Annotated in this window: 20 protein-coding genes; 10 read left to right on the top strand and 10 right to left on the bottom strand. The window is 65.5% G+C overall.

Annotation, left to right across the window (positions count from 1 at the left end; genetic code table 11):
• The first annotated feature begins 4 nt into the window (after positions 1-4).
• Positions 5-1,579: a hypothetical protein gene (locus F5972_RS10865; RefSeq protein WP_150933313.1), complete on the top strand. Its 1,575-nt coding sequence runs from the start codon at positions 5-7 to the stop codon at positions 1,577-1,579.
• Positions 1,580-1,822: 243 nt separating this feature from the next.
• Here the strand turns inward: F5972_RS10865 and F5972_RS10860 are convergent, their stop codons facing one another.
• Entirely contained in the window at positions 1,823-4,414 is a 2,592-nt protein-coding gene (locus F5972_RS10860) for a phospholipase D-like domain-containing protein (protein WP_150933312.1), read from the bottom strand.
• Complete coding sequence (locus tag F5972_RS10855) at positions 4,411-5,865, bottom strand: hypothetical protein (RefSeq protein ID WP_225311338.1); 1,455 nt, start codon at positions 5,863-5,865, stop codon at positions 4,411-4,413. The genes F5972_RS10860 and F5972_RS10855 overlap by 4 nt, the downstream gene beginning before the upstream one ends.
• 283 nt (positions 5,866-6,148) lie before the next feature.
• Between F5972_RS10855 and F5972_RS10850 the strand changes: the two genes are divergently transcribed.
• A complete protein-coding gene (locus F5972_RS10850) occupies positions 6,149-6,667 on the top strand; it encodes a DUF2199 domain-containing protein (protein WP_150933310.1) in 519 nt (172 codons plus the stop codon).
• 235 nt (positions 6,668-6,902) lie between these two features.
• Here F5972_RS10850 and F5972_RS10845 read toward each other — a convergent pair whose 3' ends face one another.
• From F5972_RS10845 to F5972_RS10815, 7 genes are all read right to left on the bottom strand, one after another.
• Positions 6,903-7,454, bottom strand: a complete 552-nt coding sequence (locus F5972_RS10845; protein ID WP_150933309.1) for an HAD domain-containing protein — start codon at positions 7,452-7,454, stop codon at positions 6,903-6,905.
• A gap of 18 nt (positions 7,455-7,472) precedes the next feature.
• Positions 7,473-8,123 carry a class I SAM-dependent methyltransferase gene (locus F5972_RS10840; protein ID WP_150933308.1) on the bottom strand — a complete coding sequence of 217 codons (651 nt, stop codon included), beginning with the start codon at positions 8,121-8,123 and terminating at the stop codon, positions 7,473-7,475.
• Positions 8,120-9,037, bottom strand: a complete 918-nt coding sequence (locus tag F5972_RS10835) for a phosphotransferase family protein (RefSeq protein ID WP_225311337.1) — start codon at positions 9,035-9,037, stop codon at positions 8,120-8,122. Before F5972_RS10835 ends, F5972_RS10840 begins: the two co-directional genes overlap by 4 nt.
• A gap of 69 nt (positions 9,038-9,106) precedes the next feature.
• Positions 9,107-9,853 (bottom strand): hypothetical protein, encoded by a 747-nt coding sequence (locus tag F5972_RS10830; protein ID WP_150933307.1) that lies wholly within the window; start codon positions 9,851-9,853, stop codon positions 9,107-9,109.
• Between the two features lie 44 nt (positions 9,854-9,897).
• Positions 9,898-10,050 (bottom strand): hypothetical protein, encoded by a 153-nt coding sequence (locus F5972_RS38000; protein ID WP_225311336.1) that lies wholly within the window; start codon positions 10,048-10,050, stop codon positions 9,898-9,900.
• Between the two features lie 189 nt (positions 10,051-10,239).
• Complete coding sequence (locus F5972_RS10820) at positions 10,240-10,533, bottom strand: hypothetical protein (protein ID WP_150933305.1); 294 nt, start codon at positions 10,531-10,533, stop codon at positions 10,240-10,242.
• A gap of 58 nt (positions 10,534-10,591) precedes the next feature.
• Entirely contained in the window at positions 10,592-11,842 is a 1,251-nt protein-coding gene (locus tag F5972_RS10815; RefSeq protein ID WP_150933304.1) for a helix-turn-helix domain-containing protein, read from the bottom strand.
• A 111-nt stretch (positions 11,843-11,953) separates the two neighbouring features.
• On the opposite strand from F5972_RS10815, the gene F5972_RS10810 reads away from it, so the two are divergent.
• The 3 genes from F5972_RS10810 to F5972_RS10800 all read left to right on the top strand — a co-directional run bounded on the left by F5972_RS10810 (position 11,954) and on the right by F5972_RS10800 (position 16,427).
• Entirely contained in the window at positions 11,954-12,514 is a 561-nt protein-coding gene (locus F5972_RS10810; RefSeq protein ID WP_150933303.1) for a flavoprotein, read from the top strand.
• A gap of 108 nt (positions 12,515-12,622) precedes the next feature.
• Positions 12,623-13,036 carry a hypothetical protein gene (locus F5972_RS10805; RefSeq protein WP_191910056.1) on the top strand — a complete coding sequence of 138 codons (414 nt, stop codon included), beginning with the start codon at positions 12,623-12,625 and terminating at the stop codon, positions 13,034-13,036.
• Between the two features lie 1,348 nt (positions 13,037-14,384).
• Positions 14,385-16,427, top strand: coding sequence for a protein kinase domain-containing protein (locus F5972_RS10800; RefSeq protein ID WP_150933302.1), 2,043 nt, complete (start codon positions 14,385-14,387; stop codon positions 16,425-16,427).
• Positions 16,428-16,632: 205 nt separating this feature from the next.
• On the opposite strand, the gene F5972_RS10795 is transcribed toward F5972_RS10800, so the two are convergent.
• Entirely contained in the window at positions 16,633-17,085 is a 453-nt protein-coding gene (locus F5972_RS10795; protein ID WP_150933301.1) for an XRE family transcriptional regulator, read from the bottom strand.
• Positions 17,086-17,239: 154 nt separating this feature from the next.
• Between F5972_RS10795 and F5972_RS37125 the strand changes: the two genes are divergently transcribed.
• From F5972_RS37125 to F5972_RS10775, 5 genes are read left to right on the top strand one after another with little or no spacing between them, the layout of a single operon-like run.
• The gene (locus F5972_RS37125) at positions 17,240-17,500 is read left to right on the top strand and encodes a hypothetical protein (RefSeq protein WP_225311335.1); all 261 of its coding nucleotides are present in this window, start codon (positions 17,240-17,242) and stop codon (positions 17,498-17,500) included.
• The gene (locus F5972_RS10790) at positions 17,497-18,345 is read left to right on the top strand and encodes a DUF2637 domain-containing protein (RefSeq protein WP_191910054.1); all 849 of its coding nucleotides are present in this window, start codon (positions 17,497-17,499) and stop codon (positions 18,343-18,345) included. Before F5972_RS37125 ends, F5972_RS10790 begins: the two co-directional genes overlap by 4 nt.
• Positions 18,346-18,357: 12 nt before the next feature.
• Complete coding sequence (locus tag F5972_RS10785) at positions 18,358-19,419, top strand: toprim domain-containing protein (protein WP_150933298.1); 1,062 nt, start codon at positions 18,358-18,360, stop codon at positions 19,417-19,419.
• A complete protein-coding gene (locus F5972_RS10780; protein WP_150933296.1) occupies positions 19,388-20,023 on the top strand; it encodes a hypothetical protein in 636 nt (211 codons plus the stop codon). Before F5972_RS10785 ends, F5972_RS10780 begins: the two co-directional genes overlap by 32 nt.
• 27 nt (positions 20,024-20,050) lie before the next feature.
• On the top strand, positions 20,051-20,266 hold the full coding sequence (locus F5972_RS10775; RefSeq protein WP_191910053.1) for a superinfection immunity protein: 216 nt from the start codon (positions 20,051-20,053) through the stop codon (positions 20,264-20,266).
• Positions 20,267-20,270 lie beyond the last annotated feature (4 nt).

Raw genomic sequence — 20,270 nt, 5'->3', positions numbered from 1 at the left:
GACCATGGCAACCGTCTTCGGCGACTTCTTGCGTGAGGCGTCCGAGCAGATGAACACCGCCGTCTATTGCGCTGAGCGCTCCATTTCCGGTGTCGCCGCCATCGCGACGATCGAGCCGGCGCGCCGGATGACGACGGTCCTGCTCCGATACTTGGACGATCTCGCGCCCGAACGCACCCCCGCGCACGAGCGGCTGTCCCACCTGTGGGACCGGGTGAACCATCCGCGCGTCCTGCTTCAGGAAGCCGACGTGATCCTGCGCGACCTCGACCGGCAACTCGCCGGCCGGAATCGCAACACCGCGCATCCCGTCCCGGTCCATGTCGCCGGCGCCGCGCTCGCCCTCGGCACCGGCCATGACCTGCTGAAGACGCACTACAACCCGCGATCGGACTGGGCGAACGCGATTGAGGACATGGGCGTCCGGCACGCGGTGCTGGACACCGTGGCACGCCAGGCACAGCTCCTCGGCCGAGTCATGAAGGCGGCCCGAGCCGAAGTGCGCAGGGCGGGTCTGGACAGCATACGGCTCGACCGGTTGGTGACTGCCCTGCAGACCGCAGGCGACATCGCCTTTCGGGTGACGGCGCCGGGAGCCACCGAGACGCTGGCCGCCGTACCCCTCAGGGTCACGCAACCGCCGTCGAAGCTACCTGCGACCGCTTCGGTCGAGCAGCTATGCGCCGGAATCATCGCGAACGCCGAGGGGATACGCGCGGCCCAGCCCGAGGCGGGAGGACAGCTGTCGTCCGCGGACTGCCGGCGCAACGCCACCGCCGCTGTCGTGGCCCTCCACTGCGCCTACCAAGCCGTCACAATGCTGACCCGGCGGCACACCGAACTGCATCCCGCCCGCGAACTGCTTGTCCGCCGCACGCTACGCCTGTCCGCAGAAGGCCTTCACCGTGTGCTCGACCGCTGGCAGGCCGTACGGCACTGCTGGCAGCGGCTCCTGTTCGACCAGCGACGCCCGAGCCCCGCGGATCACCTTGACCAGATGACCATCCGCATGGGCCGTCTCATCTCGACGAACCCGGAGTGGACTTTCGAGCTGCGGAACCTGCCGACGCTGAAGTCCCCAGCCGAGCTGGCGCCGACGACCGCGGACATGTCGCAGATCCTGCTTTCCGTCCGGCACGCCGTAGAAGCCCTCGCCGTACTCGGCCATCGTGATCTGGCGCAGGTCACCGCCCCTGGCCAGATCGAAGCGATCCACGCGATGTCGAGAACCACCGCTGCCGTGAACGGCCAGGTGGGAGCATCCGGGGTACGAGCCCTCGTGGGGGCGTACCGAGACGTCGTCGGCTACACGAACGCGGTGCTTGCGGATCTGAATCGAGCTGCTCTCGATACGGCCACTCCTGGGGAGCGTCCGAGCGTCATGGTCGCGCTGTCCATCCTCGACCGCCGCCGAGATCCCGCCCTGGTCTCGGCACTCTTCGACCACACCACCGAGGTCAACAGCACGACGGCATCGCAGTACACCTCGAACATCCGGGTGGCTACCGTCGGCGCGGTCACGGCAGCTTTGAGGTCCAATTCGGACAGCGGGCGGCAGGCAAGCAAACCGGCGAGGTAGTGGCAGGGAACGACGCCCGTTGCCCTCCGGGGTCTCAATCATCGCCGAGATGCGCATCCCAAGGGCGCACTCGCGGGCACTATAGAACTGCCAGCCGGGCGGCGCCGGAGTCAGGACGGGTCCGGCTGCCACCTGTGAGGCGTGTAACCCGCGGGCGGGACTGGCCTATCGGAAAGCGAGTTGAAGCGATACTCCGTCATCGACATCCTCCTCGTCCGCACGTCCACCAGAGGTCACCTCGGCTCAAGAGGCCTGCTGCCGTAGGATGCGCTCTCGCAATTCGATCGGATCGAAACCGCAGTCCGCGAACACCTGGCGCGCGCGGTCGGGAGGTGCCTTGCTCATGTGGATCGCCTTACCGACGAGGCCGGGAGCGGAGGAAATGTCGGCCGAGGAGAAACGGGATTCAGGGCTCGCGGGCGGCATGATCTGATAAACCCGCCAGGTAGAAGCGGGAAAGCTGAGAAGGACAAGCTCAGGCCTCCGCCAGGCGATCAGCGTCCACTTTGTTCCGGCTCTGGCCAGGACTACGGCCGACGCGCCAGATGCGCCGATGCGGGTCGCTACCCGGGCGGCGACGGGCGTGGGGTTGGTGAAGTTCCCCGTGATCTCCCACAACCCGTCCTGCTCGGTGATCTCCCAGCCGTTGTCGTCGATCTCGGCCCTGACCTCCGCGAGTGGGTCGTCGTCTGCGGCCAAATCGATGAGGCGGCAGAGCTCAGTGCGAGACGCGACCCTGGCGCGGGGCTGTACGGGTGTGATGAGCAGGTCCTCGGCCAGATCAGGGTCGGCCTCGGCGACCAGGGACTCGACTGCGGTCCAGGTGTGGGCGGCAAGGAGGTCGTTCGGCCCTCCACCGGTGAGGGAGACATCCTGAGTCAGGAGGGCCGTGCAGGTGGCGACAACGGAGCACAGCCGCCCTCTGGTCTCCACGGGCGGGTCGTCCCTGTCCGTGGGGACCAAGGCCCGGGTCAGTCGTCCGAGAGGCTCCCTCCAGGAGTCGTCGGACAACTCCCACGCCCCTGCAGCCAGTAACTTCACAAACATTCCGGCCACCAGCATGCGCAGCGGCAACGGCGCGAGCCCACCGGGCCGGTTCACCGCCTCGACCCACCGGCAGGCCCAGCGCCGGTACACCGGGCGCTTCGAGGTATCGATCTCCGGGGCGGCGCCATCCTCCTCCGGCGGGTTCTCCTCCTCTTCGTTCTCCCCGGTCACGCTCACGGTGACATTCCAGCGCGATATGCGAGAAGAGTCCGGGAGCACTGCGACGGCCGGCCCGTAGACCAGACTGGTGAGCGAGGCCCCATAGACCTTGCCGCACTCCTCCAGGTGGGCGCTCCAGCGATCCTCGATCACCGACCGGGTCGCCGTGCCACGCGCTGGCGCGCCCGCCGGGCGGGCGCCGGAGTCCTGCGACAAAAGCTCCGCCAGGCGGATGAGATCGGCGTTGAAGCGGGCGGCCAGCTCTGCGTCGGTGAAGACCTCCTCCACGGTGTATTCCCGGCGCAGGCGCGGACCTTCGGCTTCCGAGACGCGGCGAGCGCATCGCACCGGGTTGACCGCGAACACAGGCGGGGACTGCACGACACGGCCATCGGCCAGAGCCATTTCTGCGCGGACGACGGAACCAGATGCCTCCGGCAACGTGGACAAGAGCGTGACTTCTCCGGGCGCAATGACGCCTACCGTCTGCCAGGAGCCGGGAGAGCCGTCCGGCGAGCTTCTGACCACGACGTCTGCCCTCTGCGGTTTCGCGAGGGTGACCTCCAGTCCCTTGCCGTTCATCAGCGCGCCGAGCAGGATCAGTGACGGAGACGGCTTCGACATGCGGACCGTAGATCGGCCGGCCACCGTCTCGGACGCCGTGGCCATCCCCTCGGGCATAAGGCCCTCCGACAGAGGCGCCAGGATAGCGAGCTCGCAGTTTCCACCCTCGGCGGTCGAGGCGCACAGAGCACTCCGAGTGAGATTCGGGCTGCCGACGAGTCCATACAACCGGTCATCGATGCGCCACTGGACAAGCTTGCCGTGCCGTACGGCGCTCTCCTTCAGGGACCGCAGTTCCACGTCGTGTTTAATCAGGACGGCGAGCAGTGCGTCACCGTCATAGCTGGTCCAGCGCGGTTGCAGACCGAGGACGGTGGACCGTGGCCGGAGGCGGTCGATCAGGGCCCCTATCGCCTGGGCATCAGTGAAGGGCGCGTACAGGCACAACTCGTCCACGGGTCCGAGCGGAAGCCGGTTAAGGAACGCCTCATTCAGGTTGTCCAGCAGCCGTACCTGCGGTTCCACGGCCTCCGCCGCCGGTCGGGTGACGAGATCGCCGGCGACCTCGCGCAGGAGTTCGGCGGCCCACGGTGTCATCGACACCCGGTCGGCGTCCGCCAGCCGCCGCAGCCATGCTCCTGTCTGCGGAACTACCGGGTGGACGGCGCCGCCGGACGAGATGACTACCGTCCACAGCTCGTCATTGGCACCCCATCCGGACATGGTGGGATTGCCGGAGCCGACGGCGATCCACACCTCGTCCTCCCCAACAAGCAGGGCGAGCTTTGGATGGAACGCCCCTGCACAGGTGACGAGGCTGTGCAGGTAGGAGTTTCCGGCCAGGCGCACGTCGATCGGGTCGTACAAGCCCTGGCCCGCGTCACCGAGCACGCTGATCCGCGCGCCCAGCGCCCTGGCCGTGGGAATGGCGACCTGCTCCAGGAACGGCAGGTCGACGGTGAAGCCGAGCAGCAGGACCTCGTGCAGGGGCGCCTGGTCGGCCCGGTCGCGCCAGTCGTTAAGTAGCGACAGCGGAGAGGAGAAACGCCACGTCGTCCGGTTCATGCCGTCAGCTCCAGCGCCGTCCGGGCCTCGTCGGTCACACCCCAGCCGTTGTCACTCGCTTGCAGAAGGCCGAGCTGGGCGGCAAAGCCGCCGAGCTGTTCGATACGCGTGCCGACGTCACTGTCGCCCTCGTCACTGGTCTTATAAAAGCGGTCGTTGCGCTCATGCACGCGGGAGAACAGCCGAAGTCTCTGTGTCACAGGGTCGATACGCATCTTGGCACGGGCGACTCGCATCGCCTGGGCGAGCATGTCGTCCGCGAGGCGTGCCGCCAGGTCCTTCAGCGAACGGCCGCGATACTCCTCGGTCAGGAGATGAACCCAGGTGGGGTCGAGGATCTCTCCCATCCCTCGCCGCCGTGGTCCCAGGAACGTCTTTTGGGCAATGCCGGACAGTTCGCGGGCGCGCATACCGCCCACCAGCAGCAGCTTGATGTTGGTCAGCGGTGCACGCCGGTCGCCATCGAGCAATTGCCGTTCACGGGGATATGGATGGCCGGACCCGTCCTGCAGCGGCTGAAGCCCGTCTAGAGCCTTCGTCACGCTCACGTCCTCAACCTGGTCGGCGAGCCACGTCCGCAGTTCCTCGCGGGTTCGGTCCGCCTCGCCGTCCTCGCCCCCCATCGAGGCGACCAGGGTCGCCCACAGACGCCGCCAAGCGCCCACTGAGTAGTGGCGCAGCAGCACCCCGCGCCAGCCCTGACTCTGTTCAATCGACGACAGGACCGGATCGCGGTCGATCTGATCGCCGAAGGCCACAGCCGAGCGGAGCATCCCTTCGAACGAGCCACCGTCAGTTCCGTGCAGTTCGACGGAGCGGGCCAGTACCCGGAGAGTGGCCCGCCGGGTCCGGTCATCGGGCTCCCAATGGTCGGGGTCGTGGAGGTTCATCCGGGAGGCGGTGAACAGGTCCCTCAACCACGGAACCTCCGGTCGATGCTCCGAAGACAGGGCCAGATCGCCCAGTTCGACCAGGTCCCTAGCTGACATCGAGTCAGCCTCGGCGTGAGTGAAGAGCGGCTCGAATAACTCCCGAACCTCCGGCGGGCAGGGATGCCGTCCCGGCCGCAGGGCTCCGTTCTCCAGCACGACAGTGCCCAGAACTGTGCTCGGCCCACCGTACTGGGCCCAGAATCCCCACGGTCGCGGTGAGTAGGAGGTCTGTCCCTCACTCGCGCTGTGCGCCACATCCAGCCGCTCACCGTTGAACGCTCGAACCCGGTCGATGCCATGCGCGGGCCCCGGTGGGGTTTCCGCCGGAATGCCGAGGTGCGTCCCGGCGAAGATGACCTCACTCCGTCGCAGTAGCCGCCGACACGCCTCACGGTCCAAGTCCCGTTCGGCGGCGTGAGCCGCCAACGCCGCATACAAGGCGTAGTAGCGGATATAGCGGGTCACGGTGGACACGCCAGGCACGAGCACTTCCACGGCCTGCATGACCGGCGCCTCCACCGACAACGGATATCGGCCGGCCCGCTGGTCAAGTCCTCGGACGGCCCAGTTCGGTCCAAGTACACCCATCACATGACCATCACAACATAAAGCTCCCCTCAAGATCGATACCCCTCGGATTTTTCCCACTACAGACCGTCTCCGGCGGTACGGGAAACGGCATACCCTGGCCTAAAACTCTCGTGTGCCGGCTAACCGAGGCCGCGCTCGCCGGAACCCGCAAGCACCTCGCGAATGGCATAGAGGAGACTTCCGATCCCGCGCCTTCGCTACGCTGACGCCCGTGTCGATCGATTCCGGTTTTCTTTGCTCCTGCTGCGGCGGGCGCCATGACGAGCTTCCGCTGAGCTTCCACATGCCCGCGCCCGCCTACTGGAGCCCTGAGATGACCGGCGCGCCCGGCAGCGTGCTCTCCTCCGACCAGTGCATTATCGAAGCGGAGCACTTCTTCGTCCACGGCCTTATCGAGATCCCCATCATCGACACGGACGAGACTTTCAGCTGGGGCGTATGGGTCTCATTGAGCCGGGACAGCTTCGCTCGGATGAGCCGGCTGTGGGAAACCCCGGGCCGGGAGTCCGAACCTCCCTATTTCGGCTGGCTCTCCTCTGAACTGCCGGTCTACGAACCGACGACGCTCAACCTCAAGACCAACCTCCACACGCGGCCGGTCGGGCTGCGCCCGGCCGTCGAGCTGGAGCCCACCGGCCATCCCCTCGCCGTCGAGCAGCGGACCGGCATCACTTCCGCCCGCGTCCGGGAACTAGCCGAGCTGCTCCTCCACCCGGGTCATCAGATGTAATCACCCCACCGCGGCCGGGATGGGCCAACGGGGGCACGGCGCCGCGGTCGATGCTGTCGCCGTGCGCAAGACGCGGCACCAAGCCACGGACTCGGTTGGCCCAGGTGGCGAACCCTTCACTCCTCATTAGAACTGTGACGGCGCGGAGGCGGGATACGAACTGCCTGCGAGCCCGGCTGCTGAACGCACTTCGCCCTGCTCACGCGACGCTCGTATCAATCGCGCAGTCCTCGGATCATGAAGGGCCGGATGGCATGCCGACGAGCTCGGCCATCCACGAACGGATCGTCTCCAGATGCGCCGGCAGCAGCCCGACCCTGGGATCTGGCTGGACGAGCAAGGTGGGAATGCCTGCTGCCGTCCGGCCTGCGGCCCAAGCATGGTCGGCGGCGGTGAAGTCGTCGTCGATCCAGGCGGCCTGAGCGGTGCCGAGCCAGGCCGAGACGTCGTCCCGCTTCCAGAGGTAGCCGTTGGGGTGGCTCGTCGTGATGTCCTGACGCGCCAGCTCGACATGCGGGAACGGCTCCAGGCCCAGCTTGGCGCCGATCAAGGGGCTGGCGTCGCCACGCCAACTGGTGCACCAGACCGGTGTCAGAGGCAGCTCGCTGATCAGCTCAGCCAGCATGGAGCCGTGCGTGGGATTCAGCCATATGGGGACCGGTGAGCCCGCGTCATAGCCGGTGGGTACGACGCTGTGCCTCACGTGAGTAGCCGGTCCGTTCCCCTCACTGTCGGGGAACGGAATCAGCACGCCGTCGACGTCGATGAGCAGATAAACCTCGGGCACGACAGCCTCCTCGAACCGTCATGATTTCCGGGCGACAATGAGCAAGGTCTTCGGGCCAGCTGGCGGCTCACCCAGGTGCTGGAGGTCGTCGACTCGGAAATCGGCTGCCGACAGCAGCGCGACCCAGCCGAGCACGCTCAGCTCCCAGCGGCGGATCGGCACCCTGTCGCCGGACGGCAACAGCGACGTGCTGCCCCGGTCACTGCGTCTGGGATGCGGAACGGCGAAGGCCAACACTCCGCCAGGCCGCAGCGCCCGCGCGATCAACGGCACGAGCACATTCGGCGAGGTGAGCCCCACGGCGCCGAAGACGGAGTAGCAGACGTCGTACGAATGGCACGACGCCTCCAGGAACTGGGCCGCGTCGTCGGCAACGAAGGCGATCCCCGGCAGGTCCCCGTAGCGCGTGCGCGCCCGTTCGATTTGCCTCTCGGAGATGTCGACGCCGACCCCGGTGGCGCCGTGGACTCCGACAAGGTGAGCGAGATGATGGCCCGCGCCACACCCCAACTCGAGGACGCCCGCACACGCGAGGTGTCCCAGGATCTCGGCTCCTGGCCCACCGTCAGGCTCCGGCGTCCAATACATGCGAGACGGAGCCGCCGCCGGCAATGCGGGCTCGACGGCCTGACGTTGCCGGGCGTGCTCCTGCCATGCCTGGCGGTTCATCGCACGAGCAGCCGTACGGCTTCGCGAAGGTGACGCCGAACGGCCTTGATGTAGACCGGATCGCTGCTCGGGTCGTTGATCCAGTGCACGGTCTGGTCCATGAACCACTCCACGATCCAGACCCGGTGCCAGCCGAGGGCCCACGCCTCGGCGGACAGTCCACCCCGTGGCGCCAAGGCCTCCTGTGGTCCGCCAGCGGCGACGTAGGCTTCGATCAGCCGACGGACCCGTTGGACGTTGGCGGCCTGTTGGGTTCCCGGCCAGGAGGCCAGGTCGAGCAATCCGGGGCCGTTGAACGCGCGGGCGAAGTCCAGCAGCCGCCATCCCGATCGCCCGACGTGCAACGAGCTGGGGTGAAACTCCGAGTGGCACAGCCCGAACGGCGCCAGCTCCGCCCCCTGGGCACGTGCGGGAGCCACCTTGTCCAGGGCGGAGAGCATCTCGGCGATATCGAGAGTGGATTTCCAGCGCCGGACCTGCCGCAGGTAGTCCAGGTGTGCGAGCGCACGCAAGGGCAGGGCCCGCAGTTTGTCGGCATCAAGCGTCGTCGGCAGGATCTCCGATGGGCGAACCCGGTGGAGGACCACCGCCGCCTTGACCCCGTCGTCGTCCGCTGCCTCTCGGACCGGCTCGCCAAGGTCCTGCATCAGCATCCCGAGGACGCCACCGCTGACAGCGCAGGCGTACAGCTCGGGGACGGGCACGCCATGGACAGCGGCCAGCTTGAGGGCCCGGTCCTCGCCCGTGAACGGCTCGGCGGCGAATTTGAAAATGGCCGTGGAGCCGTCGGGAAAGTGCAGGCGTTCCACCGCCGACAGCGACCAAGCCCGCATCGGCTCACGTTTCGGCTCACCCGGGAACCTCGCCTTAGCGCACAGTTCGGCGCACAGCCGGGTGACGGTCGGCTCGTCCACGAGGGTTACTCCTTCGGCATTTGGGGCGTACGGCCCGCGCTCACCGAAGCGCGGGCCGTACGGGATGGGTCAGCTGGCGGTGCGGCAGGCGTAGACCTTGGCGAGCCACTCCTCGCGGAAGCTCGTCAGTTCGGTGCGGAAGGTCTGCATCGAGGCGCCGTACGGCACGCAGGCGCCGCCGGACTGGTTGGGCACGGACTGGCAGCCGTGGACCAGCCGTCCGCCGAGCGCGGCGTGCGCCTTGATCGACTCGATGCGGCGGTACTCGTTGAACCAGGTGCCGTGGTAGACCTCGTCGAGCATGCCGCCCTCCTCCTCGTCCAGCTCGTAGACGACGGAGGTGGCGGCGGGGAAGAACCAGCATGGGCCGACGTTGGAGATGTGGCCGTCCAGCTCGACCTTGTTGAGCGCCATGAAGGTGGCGGCCTCGCGGAGCATCCGCAGGTGGTCGGCGGTGATCTGGGGCAGGCCGAGGGTGGGCAGGTGCTCCTCGCGGAACAGGTAGCTGTAGACCTCCCAGGCCGTGGCCAGCACCCGGCCGGCGTCGGAGGTGGAGAAGCCGTGCTCCTGCACGAACTCCAGGGCGAGCTGTTCGACGGCGGTCTCCGCGGACTCCTCGATGCCGAGAAGCTGGCTGGCGACGAGGTTCCAGTCGCACAGGAGCCAGGTGGAGTTCTCGAACCGGAAGAAGTACTTCTCAGGGTCGACCGTGATGGTGGCTCCGTCCACGGTGATCCCGGGGATACGGTTCCAGCGCGGGTCGAAGGCGACCGGCAATTCGACGGCGAACGCGTCGAGCTGGGCGCTCAGGGTCATTGAGGCACTCTCCTTCTGACGTGGGTTTCCTGGTGGAGGGGGAGCTATCGGGCCTGCCCGGTGAGCAGGCGCTGCCAGAGCTCCATGGCTCTGGCCGTCAGGAGCCACTCCGTCTCGCGTACGGACAGACCGGTCGGCTTGCGGACGGTGCGGCGGATGAACACCAGGCCGCCGGAAACGCACAGCTCGTAGACCACCGGCTGGCACTCACAGGTGTGCCGTCGTACCCGCAGGTGTGTGCACCGCGCCGTCGGTTTCCTCCACACGAGCCTTTCGCAGCCTGTCTGCGGTGGCGCGACGTGGACGCCGTGGAACGGCGCGGGAAGCTGCGCGTCCTTGGGAACGCCGCGAGGTGCACCGCGCGAGACCATACGGGCGCACTCCGGCTAACGGTCTACCTCGGCCAGCACACGCTCGATGCGGTCTGCGGCCTCGGTGACGTTCGTGACGAGAGCGATCCGTTCGGGCCAGGGGAACCAGAAGCTCCACTCCCCCTCCGCATCCGGCACGATCATGATGTGTTCCGTGAGGACGGGAGCCTCAGGGTTCATCACGAACAGGCGGAGCGAAGACCCCTCACCGCTGCGGAGCCGCGCGGCGAAGCCCCGGCCTTCGAGTGCGGCGGCGAGCGACTGGAGCGCGTCGCGGACCACCGCCGGATTGGCAAGCTGCGTACTCATGGCGCGACCGTACGGCCGGCTCACAGGGGCAAACCCAACCAGCGGTTGGGGGTGACATTCAGGCGATGACGCGGGCTCGCGTCGCGAGGTCCAGCAGCGGAGCGGGAGGACGACGCTTCGCCTCGATCATCTCGCTGATGGTCTGCCGTGCGAGCGGGTTGAAGACCACGGTCTCCGTCGACTGTGTCTCCGACATCCGGAGGCAGGTGAGGGCTGCGTCGAAATCCCGCTGCCGCATGTGCCCTCGCGCCAGATCCAGCAGGTGCTGGGCCCGCCGATTCGTCGAGGGAATGGCCGAGACGGTGATGGCCTTGGCCCGGTCGATCGCCGCGCTGGACCGCCCTGTCTCCACCTCTATCGCCACACCGTAGATGGCGACGTTGGCCTGGCCGAACATCGTCAGAGGGTTGTGATGAGCAGGGCCGAGAGCGGAGGCGGCCCGGTGCGCGAGGTCCCAGTGCCGCCAGGCGTCGGCGCCGCGGTGGTTCTTCGCGCAGGCGATGGCGGCGAACAGGTGCAACGAACCCCACGCCGACAGCACTGCCTGCGAGGAGTTCGACCTTGGCTCCAAGTAGGTCGCCGCGGTCGACGCCACTTCGAATGCCTCGTCAGTCTGGCCGCGCCCGAGTGCGGCCATCGTGGAAGTCCAGGCGGAGATCGCCATCAGTTGCGGATCGTCGGTCTCCTCAGCGGCGACCATCGCGCGGTCGGCTGCGCGGGCCGCCAACTCGGCTTCTCCGACGCAGTAGAGGAAACGCTGCGCGAGCTGGAAGGTCTCGGCGAGAAGAGCCCAGGTGGTGCGCCGTATGCTGGGCGCGGCCGCTCGGTGCAGGTTCAGTGCGTCTTGAAGCAGGCCGGGCGCCACCGCGCCCAAAGCGGTGTACGGCCGAGCCGACCCGTGCCAGGCCGACCAGGCGACAGCCAGCCGGCGCCGCAGCTTCTCGCTCTCGGCGGGCAGGTCGTCCACAAGCTGCGGCGGATAGATCGGCGTGGACAGCACCTGGCGAATGGCGGGAACGGCCTCGTGCCGGATCCTGCCGCCCTCGGTGACGGTGCACGTCATGCCCTGAAGCCGGTCTTCGACGATAAGGCTCAGATCTCGTACGCCGAGCACGTTCGCCAAGGCGACGAGGGTGGAGAGCTTGTCCAGGCGCTGCTCACCGCGCTCGACCTGACGCAGCCACTCCTCGGTCCGTCCGCACAACTCCGCGCAGGCGCGCAGTCCAAGGCCTCGACGCAACCGAAGCGCTCGGACGCGCCTGCCGATGCGCCGGTCCAGCTCTCCACTTTCCACGTGCTCAGTCGCCATGGCACGACCTCACGTTGGGGACGTAGTGTTCGCCTCGACCACGGTAACCGTGTCCGTGGGTCAGCGGATAGTAACCAATGGTGATCGCAGAGGAATGGGGAACGGCGGGATATGGCAGAAGGCAAGCCGGTTCTGTATGTGATCGCGTGCGGAGGTCGGCCGGCGGGCGACCTCCCCGCCTTCGTCGAGCGCCTGCAGGCGGACGGCTGGACGGTCTGCGTCATCGCGACGCCGTCAGCGACGAAGTTCGTCGACGCCGAGCGGCTCAGCACACTCACCGGCTACCCCGTACGGCACGACTACAAGCGGCCGGAAGAACCGGACGTCCTGCCGGTGGCCGACGCCATGGCGGTCGTCCCGGCGACCTTCAACACGACCAACAAGTGGGCCCAGGGCATCAGCGACACCTTGGCACTGGGCCTGCTGAACGAAGCCCTCGGGCTCGGCCTGCCGATCGTGGCCGTCCCCTGGCCCAACCACGCGCTCGCGAAACATCCCGCCTTCCCCAACAGCGTGGCCCGGCTCAAGGAATGGGGCGTACGGGTGATCCTCGACTGGGACCGTCTCCCGGCACCCAATTCAGGCGCCCCAGGAGCGGTCTCCTTCCCCTGGGACGATCTCTACAAAGCAGTGCACGCCATACGCGAAGACTTCGACTCTTCATCCAGCTGAAGTTCACTGCCGCGCTCTCGCGCCTCTCTTCCAACTGCTCGACCCTGTGAGCCAGTCAACTCCGTGGCTCGACATCCGGATCGCCTCCACAGGAAGGACACCGACACGATGATGCAGCCCGGCGACTACGGCGTGTCCGGGTCGCTGCAACGAGTAATGAGCGACGTGGCAGCGGAACGAGCCGCCCAGGACGCGATGTGGGGCCTGCAGGAACACCCCGACGGCACCGGGCCCGCGTACGCGCCCGAGGCCGACCTCGCCAAACAGGTCGTAACCGACGCCGCAGCCGAAGGGCGGCTGACCTGGCGGCACATCCTGCACGAAGAGGTCCTCGAAGCGTTCGCCGAAGACGACACCGACCGCCTGCGCATTGAGCTGATCCAGGTCGCCGCGGTCGCGGTTAAGTGGGTGCAGGACCTCGACCGACGCCGATCACGCAGCGGGCCTCAAACCGTATCAGCCGAGCAGATCGTGTCGCCGTGGCCGGATTCCGCAGAGCCGGAGACCACGGCGACTCCTTGAGTGGCGAAGCTGTGATCGCGAGCTTCGAGATGTCCGGCACGACCCGTTCCACCTGGAGATTTACGGGAGACGGCCCCTTGTCCAGCCCGTTGACCGAATGTTCCGGCAGCTTGCACATAGGTAAAGGTAGTTGCGGAGCAGCTTCATCGCACCTACTCCCGTCGGTCCTGTGTATCACCTTCAGATTGCGACCGCACTAGAGAATGCAGCCGAGAGCCTTCAGCGGCAACATGTGCATTCCCAGCGAGATGCAATATTAGAGTGTTACTCCGTCTTGATGCTGGCGTTACACGTCACGGCGACGACGATTGTGAGCAGCGCTCCCTAATTGGCTGTCATTAATCCGGCAGGCCGCGAGGGGAACAACCAGCGGTCGTGACGGCCTCGCAGGCGCGGTCGCGGGAGCCGATTACCAGAAGGGTGTACGCGCGAGGTCGCCTATTGACGCCACACCTCAGCCTCGATAGATTTCCAGTTCCTGCAGTGCATCGTTCCAACAGTAGATAGCTGGTCACAGATGGCGTCCTTACATACTTCCCTCGAAGCCCTCACCACCAAAAAAGTCTGGATAGCCCTATTTTCAGCTCTAGCTTTAGCGGGCTGCTCGGGAGGTGAAGTTTCTGCAAGCTATAGTGATCCACAAGGACTGATAGCCGCATTGGGCATGCCGGGCCTCTCCTGCAAAAAACCCTTAGACATTATTCCTCCACCCGCCTACCAAACGGGCGCTCTGCAGTGTTCGTACCAGGGCACCCCAGGATCACTTACCGTGGTCACATTCAACGACAAGAATGCGTTCCTTGAACTGCGAAAGAAGGACGTGGGGACATACTATGGGGATGTTCATGCACTCATTGGCGACAGCTGGTTTGTGCTGATTACTAATCAGCCCGAATTATTCCAGCGCGCGAGAGAGAGATTGGGCGGCGAAGAAGTTGCTCTTCGAACTGGCGCCCCCGAGTCCTAGTTTCCATTAGAGTTCGCCGCCAGAAGAGGCGTGCGCATCAGTAGGATTTTCGATCCTACGTGTGATTTTATTTCCGTCCGAGGATGAGGCGTCGATAGCAGCGGCCAAGCCGAGGATACAACCGAGCACGCCAAGAGCAGCGCATCGGGGATGTGGGCCAGAGGGCCCGGACCGCATAGCTTCCCATACTTCCAAAGCACTGCAGCCCGGCTCTATACACGCCACCACTATGGCGTGAGTCCGTAGCGAGAACCTACCTGCGACTACTTCAATTCAGAATAAGTCGAGGTACAGCCGGAACGTCGTAGACATCGTCGGCGCTCCTGCATCGGTTGTTGATTTGGTTACCCTCCCTGCGAGATTCAGTTAAGGCAGGATAGCATGACAAACAGATCCAGTTCGGCCTTGCCTTCCCTTAAGCCTTTAGCCAAGAGCGACCCTTCGCGCGTTGGGAAATACCGTCTTGTCGGCCGCCTCGGGACGGGCGGAATGGGAGTGGTTTACGCAGGTGTCGATAGATCTGGTCGACGCGCCGCAGTTAAACTCATCCATAATGTACTGGCTGCTGACGAGGAGTTTAGGGCGCGATTCACTCGTGAAGTGGCGATCCTCGGCCGGATCGAGGGAGCGTGTGTTGCACGAGTGCTAGGGGCAGACACAGCAGCCGAGCGGCCTTGGCTAGCAACTGAGTATATCCCAGGGCCTACACTCGAGGATCACATACAAAATCATGGACGGATTACTAGCGATTGGCTGTTCGGGCTAGCTGCAGGACTTGCAGAAGCAATCGTCGCGATTCACCAAGCGGGTGTGGTGCATCGCGACCTCAAGCCGTCAAACGTCATCCTCTCACCAGACGGCCCGCGAGTTGTGGACTTTGGTATCTCCCGCGCACTCGACCACACCGCTATGACACGAACCGGACTTGTTATCGGCTCCCCCGGTTGGATCAGCCCAGAAGAATATCGGGGCGAGGAAGCTGGACCCGCCGCAGACGTCTACAGCTGGGCGTTGCTCGTTGCCCATGCGGCCACAGGCAGACTTCCTTACGGAACCGGCAGGCCTGAAGTCCTTGCTTTGAAGGTGCTGAACAACAGAGTCGATACGAGTACAATCCCCCACCAGCTTGGCGATCTCGTTAATACTGCTCTCTCCAAAAATCCCTTCGAAAGACCGACGGCAGTTGACGTCTTGGATGGTGTAGTAGAGGCCTGGCGGGCCTATGACGGTGAAACCGCCTCTAGTGGCGTTAATCCTGTTGGTGAAGTCACCGCACGCCTTACCAGGACGTGGGTAATGCCAGACCATGCCACCGCTACCTGGCCCGCCAAGGGGTCGCCCGTTGTGGTGTCCGCATACCGACACTGGGACATCGCTGCCGTGATCAGCGCTACCGCTCTGATCGCAACGGTTGTTGTGAGTCAGGCCAACAATGACCGTGCGGCACCGGCGAGAAAGACTGCGGAGATCGGGGTAGATGCAGGTGCATCATCACCTACCACTGCGATGACGACTGGCAAAACCAACGGCACGGAGAGTTCTGCGATCCCTCAAGAAGGCACTTCCAAGCCATGCGCTCCATTCACTGTTGCGGTCAACGGATGGGTCGGATCGGAGGCCAATGCGGCACTCATCGAATATGTAGCCGGCAAGTACCTCGGTTGCAGGGTTGTGAAGAAGTACATGAATGAGGAGAGGTCTTGGCAGCAACTCGACGCAGGCAAGGTTGACGCGATCCTGGAGAACTGGGCGCATCCGGACCTTAAGGAAAAGTACATTCATCAGCGCAAGACCGTCGTCTCTGCAGGCCTCACTGGTACCAAGGGCGTCATCGGCTGGTACGTCCCTGCCTGGATGGCCGCAAAGTACCCGGATATAACAAACTGGAGAAATCTTAATAAGTATGCACCCCTCTTCAGATCTCGCAAATCTGGCAATCAGGGGCAATTACTAGAAGGCGACCCGTCTTTCATTAGCAATGATAGAGCACTGATCAAGAATCTCAAGCTCGACTATAAGATGGTGTACAGCGGCAGCGAGGCCGCCCTAGTCGAGGCTTTCCGTAAGGCAGAGAAAGAGAAGACTCCGTTACTTGGCTGGTTCTACGAGCCCATGTGGCTATTTGCAGAGCTTGATCTAGTGAAGATCAACCTACCAGCCCATACGGCTGGCTGCGATTACGACCCCGCCGAAGTAGCTTGCGACTACCCTCGATATCAATTGGATAAGATTGTCAGCAAGAAATTCGCTCGATCCGGCAGTCCCGCCTACACCTTAATCAAGAAGTTCACATGGTCCAACAATGACCAGAACCTTGTGGCGAGTTACATTGTTGTGGACAAGATGACCCCTGCGGATGCCGCCGCTAAATGGGTCGAGACCAACTCCGACAAGGTGAAAGAATGGCTCCCATTAAATGCTTAAAATAAGGCGGTCGCCGGACCAGAATCCCACCTAAATCGGATCCCCAGTATGCAGTACCGATCACTAAGGCGACCACGGGATCGATGGGATGCGATCCACCGACCATCAATGCGAAGTGCTCCAGAGGATGCTGCATATTCACATGCGGCATCCCTGATCGTTACCCTGCTTGCCGCCTGCTGGAAAATAGCAGAGGCACAGGAGCTCAGGCTTGACGGCCGTCATGTTGTTGGCCGCGTTCGAGGCGGGCGGCGCTGATGATGAAGTCGGCTACGAGCTGGCGGCCGCCGTCGGACATCTCGACCAGGGCGCGGAGCGCCTCGCGGTTGAGGCCGGATTCGCCGATTAAAGAGGACGCCACTACTTGGTCGGCCGTCGCCTCGGCGTTCTCGTCGTCACCGAAGTAGCCGATCGGCACGCTGAAGAACTTCGCGAGTGCCTTCAACGTCTTGAGCTGGGGATTGTCCGACCTACCCGTCCGCAGCTTCCAGATCGTCGTCGAGGACAGCTCCTCCCCCGTCGCCTCCGAGATCGCCGCCGCCGCCTCGAGGTTGTTCTTCGGCGGCCGGCTGCCCGCCGGCCAGCGGTTCTGGATCAACCACTCGATCTTGTCGGCGAGGGACCGCGTGGTGTTCGCCGCGCTTCGGTCGTCAGCCACTGCTCACCACATCAAGTTGGAGCGACACGCGCCCTGCTTCATCGCTTTTAGTTGACATTCGGTGACGGAGAGTGCCTATCCTGCTCTCGTCATCAACTTTAGTTGATGGAGTCCGCCTCTCCACGCCCGAAGGTTACCGATGCGAGCCACACCGATGCGAGCACCTGACGAGAGCAAAGCTCGTCACGAACGACTCGTCCGCCTCGGCCTTGAGGCCAGCCGCCACCGACCGGCCCGGCTGATCCGCCGCCGTAACGGCCAGTGGGCCCTCACCGTCGGCACCGAGACTGTGTACTGCGCGGGCGCCGAAGGCGTCTACGCCTACGTCACTCATCACGGACTGATCCTCTCCCCCGCCAACGACGAGGGCGTCGCCCGAGCCGCGACCCACCTTGCAGCAGGTGGCGCTCGGTGATCCGCAACCTCACCCGGGCCGTCGTTCTGGCCGCCTGCGTCGTGGCTCCGCTCGTGGTGGCCCTGGCCGTACTGGGCGGGATCGGCTCCTTCGCCACCCTGCGCCACCTCGCCGAGCCGTGGTTCGGCCCGCAGGCGTGGATTGTCCCGATCGGCATCGACCTCGGCATCCTCGCCCTGCTGGCCTGGGACCTCCTCATGGAGTTCGCCGACCTACCCTGGCCGGTCCTGCACTGGATCGCCTGGGCGTTCATCACCGCCACCGTCATCCTCAACATCTCCGCCGCACACGGCGACCCGATCGCCGGCCTGATGCACGCGGCCATGCCCGTCCTGTTCGTCACGGTGATCGAGGGAATCCGCCACCTCATCCGCCGCTGGGTCGGCCTGGCCACAGGCACCCGGCGTGAGCGAGTACCTCTTTCACGCTGGCTCCTCGCCCCGATCTCCAGCTTCATGCTCTGGCGGCGCATGGTGCTGTGGAACGTCACGAGCTACCCCCGCGGCCTCCAGCTCGAATACCTCCACCTCGAAGCCGTCTCCGCGCTTCACCAGGTGCACGGCCGCTGGTTGTGGCGATGGAAGGCACCCCTCTCGGAGCGGACCGCCGTACGACTCCAACTCGCGGGCGCAGCCTTTCCGGTTCCGCAGATTCCGCAGCAGCAGGACTCCGACGACCAGCTCATCCAGGCGGCTCAGGCCATCGTCGCCAGGGCCGAGCAGCGTGGCGTACGACTGAGCCAGATGGACCTGGCCGCCCAGCTCCGCGCTCAGGGCCACCGCATTGCCAACGAGCGCCTGCGCTGGCTGGCCACCGCCATCGGGCTCCGCCGCGAGCCGGTCTAAGGACGCGACCTCATGCTCCTTGCCATCCACGAGCACGCCGAACGCTTCTTCCAGGCCCACGTCTCCACCAGCTGGGTCCCCGACTACCTACGTCAGCGTGGAGTCGAAGACGACGTTCAGCGTCAGTGGCGCATCGGCTACGCCCCGAACGAATGGCGAGCGCTGATCAGACATCTGCGCAGTCTCGGCTTCCCCGACACCGCAATCGAGGCCTCCGGCCTGGCCCGGAGGACCACCCGCGGCATGCTCATCGACTTTTTCCGCGACCGGGCGATGTTCCCCATCACCGAGCGCGACGCGACAGCGATCGCCTTCATCGGTCGCAGCCGTACGAGCGAACCCAGGTACCTCAACAGCCCGAACACCCCTATCTACGCGAAGGGACGGGCACTGTTCGGCCTGCACACGCTCAGCGCCGGGGCCAAGCCGGTCATCACCGAAGGCCCCCTGGACGCGATCGCCATCACCGCCGCTGGCCGGGGCGAGCTGGCCGGACTCGCCCTGTGCGGCACCCGCCTGACCCCCGACCAGGTCAAGACTCTCGACGCAGCCGCCGACCTGCGCACCAGTGGCGTGCTGGTCGCCTTTGACGGCGACCGCGCCGGGCAGCAAGCCGCGGCACGCTCCTACTCGCTGCTCAAAGACGCCGGTACGGCGGAGGCTCTCGTGCTCCCATCGGACTGGGATCCGGCGGCGGTGCTCGGCGATGCCGGCCCCGAAACTCTCGCGGCACTGCTTCGCGTGCGGGTACGGCCCCTGGCCGACCTGGTGACCGACGCCGCCATCGAGCCCTGGCATGACTCCCTGCAGTACGCCGAAGGGCGTGTCGGCGCACTTCGCGCCGCCGGTGCGGCTATCGCCACGATGGCACCCCGTGACGTCGCTCGGCAGGTCGCCCGTGTCGCCGCGCAGCTCAACTTCGACCACGCGACCGTCACCGAGACCACCACCGATTCGGTGACCGCCCGGCTGGCCCTCGCCGATTTCCCGACAGCGCCCACATCCGGCAACACGACCACACGCTCGGGCGAAAGGAGAGCAAGTGAACGACCACTACGCGGACCCACTCCGTGAGGCAGCCGCCCACGGCATGCAGAAGGTGGTGCAGGTCGCCCCTACTGCCGCGGCGGCAGTTCAGGTCGGGCTGCACATGAAGGCTCAGCGCGTACGCGAACAGGCCGAGCGGGAGCGCCAGGCAGCAGACGCCCTCCGCACCAAGCAGCGTGCCGCCCACCGGGCGGCACGCCTGCAGTGGCTGCCCGCCAACGACCCGGCATGGTTGCGCACCGCTGACCTGCTGCAGGTGAGCCGCGCCTGGGGAGCCGCCCTGCCGTACTCGACGAGCGACCCGGGCGCCGAGCGTGCACTGCTGAGGTGCGAGAGCCGGCTCCGCGAACTCCACCCGTACGCCATGAACCGCTATGACCGGCTTCGAGTCGAAGGACATACTCCCGAAGCAGCCATGCGAGAGGTCACCCCGTTGTTCGCCCGGGAGCCACGCCCGCGAACTGGATATCCAGCGCCCGTTCGGCCTCAGCTGCCTCCGGTCGTGAGACTCGCGCAGGAGGATTTCCCGCACACCATCGACAAGGTCGTCGAAGCCGGCGGCAGCGTCAGGGCGACGGCAGGAGCTACGGCGAAGCCAGCGCGGACAGCTACAGTCAATCGCCTTCCGTAATCGGCCGATTACGGAAGGATAGGAGAGGTGGACGCCCTCGCGCACAGCTACCTGTTCTGGATCGGCCTGATCCTGCTGCTCGTTGTGCTGTACCTCCTGCCCACGCTGATCGGGCTCTTACGCGGCGTCGAGAATGTCCTCCTGCTGATCGCGTTCAACTTCTTCGGCGGACTCACCTGCATCGGCTGGCCGGCAGCACTCTTCCTGGCCTTCGCGCTGCCCACGCGCCATGACCGCCAATAGCGTC

Origin of the sequence: Microbispora cellulosiformans, from assembly GCF_008728085.1 — a bacterium.
GTDB classification, from domain to species: Bacteria; Actinomycetota; Actinomycetes; order Streptosporangiales; family Streptosporangiaceae; genus Microbispora; species Microbispora amethystogenes.
The sequence above is the reverse complement of the archived record's forward strand: the minus strand, read 5'-3'. Positions and strand labels throughout refer to the sequence as shown.

Bases quoted from the DNA above. Each gene is read 5' to 3' on its own strand.
- F5972_RS10800 (WP_150933302.1), top strand. From the start codon at position 14,385: ATGACAAACAGATCCAGTTCGGCCTTGCCTTCCCTTAAGCCTTTAGCC.
- F5972_RS37125 (WP_225311335.1), top strand. From the start codon at position 17,240: ATGCGAGCACCTGACGAGAGCAAAGCTCGTCACGAACGACTCGTCCGC.
- F5972_RS10810 (WP_150933303.1), top strand. From the start codon at position 11,954: ATGGCAGAAGGCAAGCCGGTTCTGTATGTGATCGCGTGCGGAGGTCGG.
- F5972_RS10865 (WP_150933313.1), top strand. From the start codon at position 5: ATGGCAACCGTCTTCGGCGACTTCTTGCGTGAGGCGTCCGAGCAGATG.
- F5972_RS10840 (WP_150933308.1), bottom strand. From the start codon at position 8,123: ATGAACCGCCAGGCATGGCAGGAGCACGCCCGGCAACGTCAGGCCGTC.
- F5972_RS10820 (WP_150933305.1), bottom strand. From the start codon at position 10,533: ATGAGTACGCAGCTTGCCAATCCGGCGGTGGTCCGCGACGCGCTCCAG.
- F5972_RS10815 (WP_150933304.1), bottom strand. From the start codon at position 11,842: ATGGCGACTGAGCACGTGGAAAGTGGAGAGCTGGACCGGCGCATCGGC.
- F5972_RS10785 (WP_150933298.1), top strand. From the start codon at position 18,358: ATGCTCCTTGCCATCCACGAGCACGCCGAACGCTTCTTCCAGGCCCAC.
- F5972_RS10805 (WP_191910056.1), top strand. From the start codon at position 12,623: ATGATGCAGCCCGGCGACTACGGCGTGTCCGGGTCGCTGCAACGAGTA.
- F5972_RS10830 (WP_150933307.1), bottom strand. From the start codon at position 9,853: ATGACCCTGAGCGCCCAGCTCGACGCGTTCGCCGTCGAATTGCCGGTC.
- F5972_RS10860 (WP_150933312.1), bottom strand. From the start codon at position 4,414: ATGAACCGGACGACGTGGCGTTTCTCCTCTCCGCTGTCGCTACTTAAC.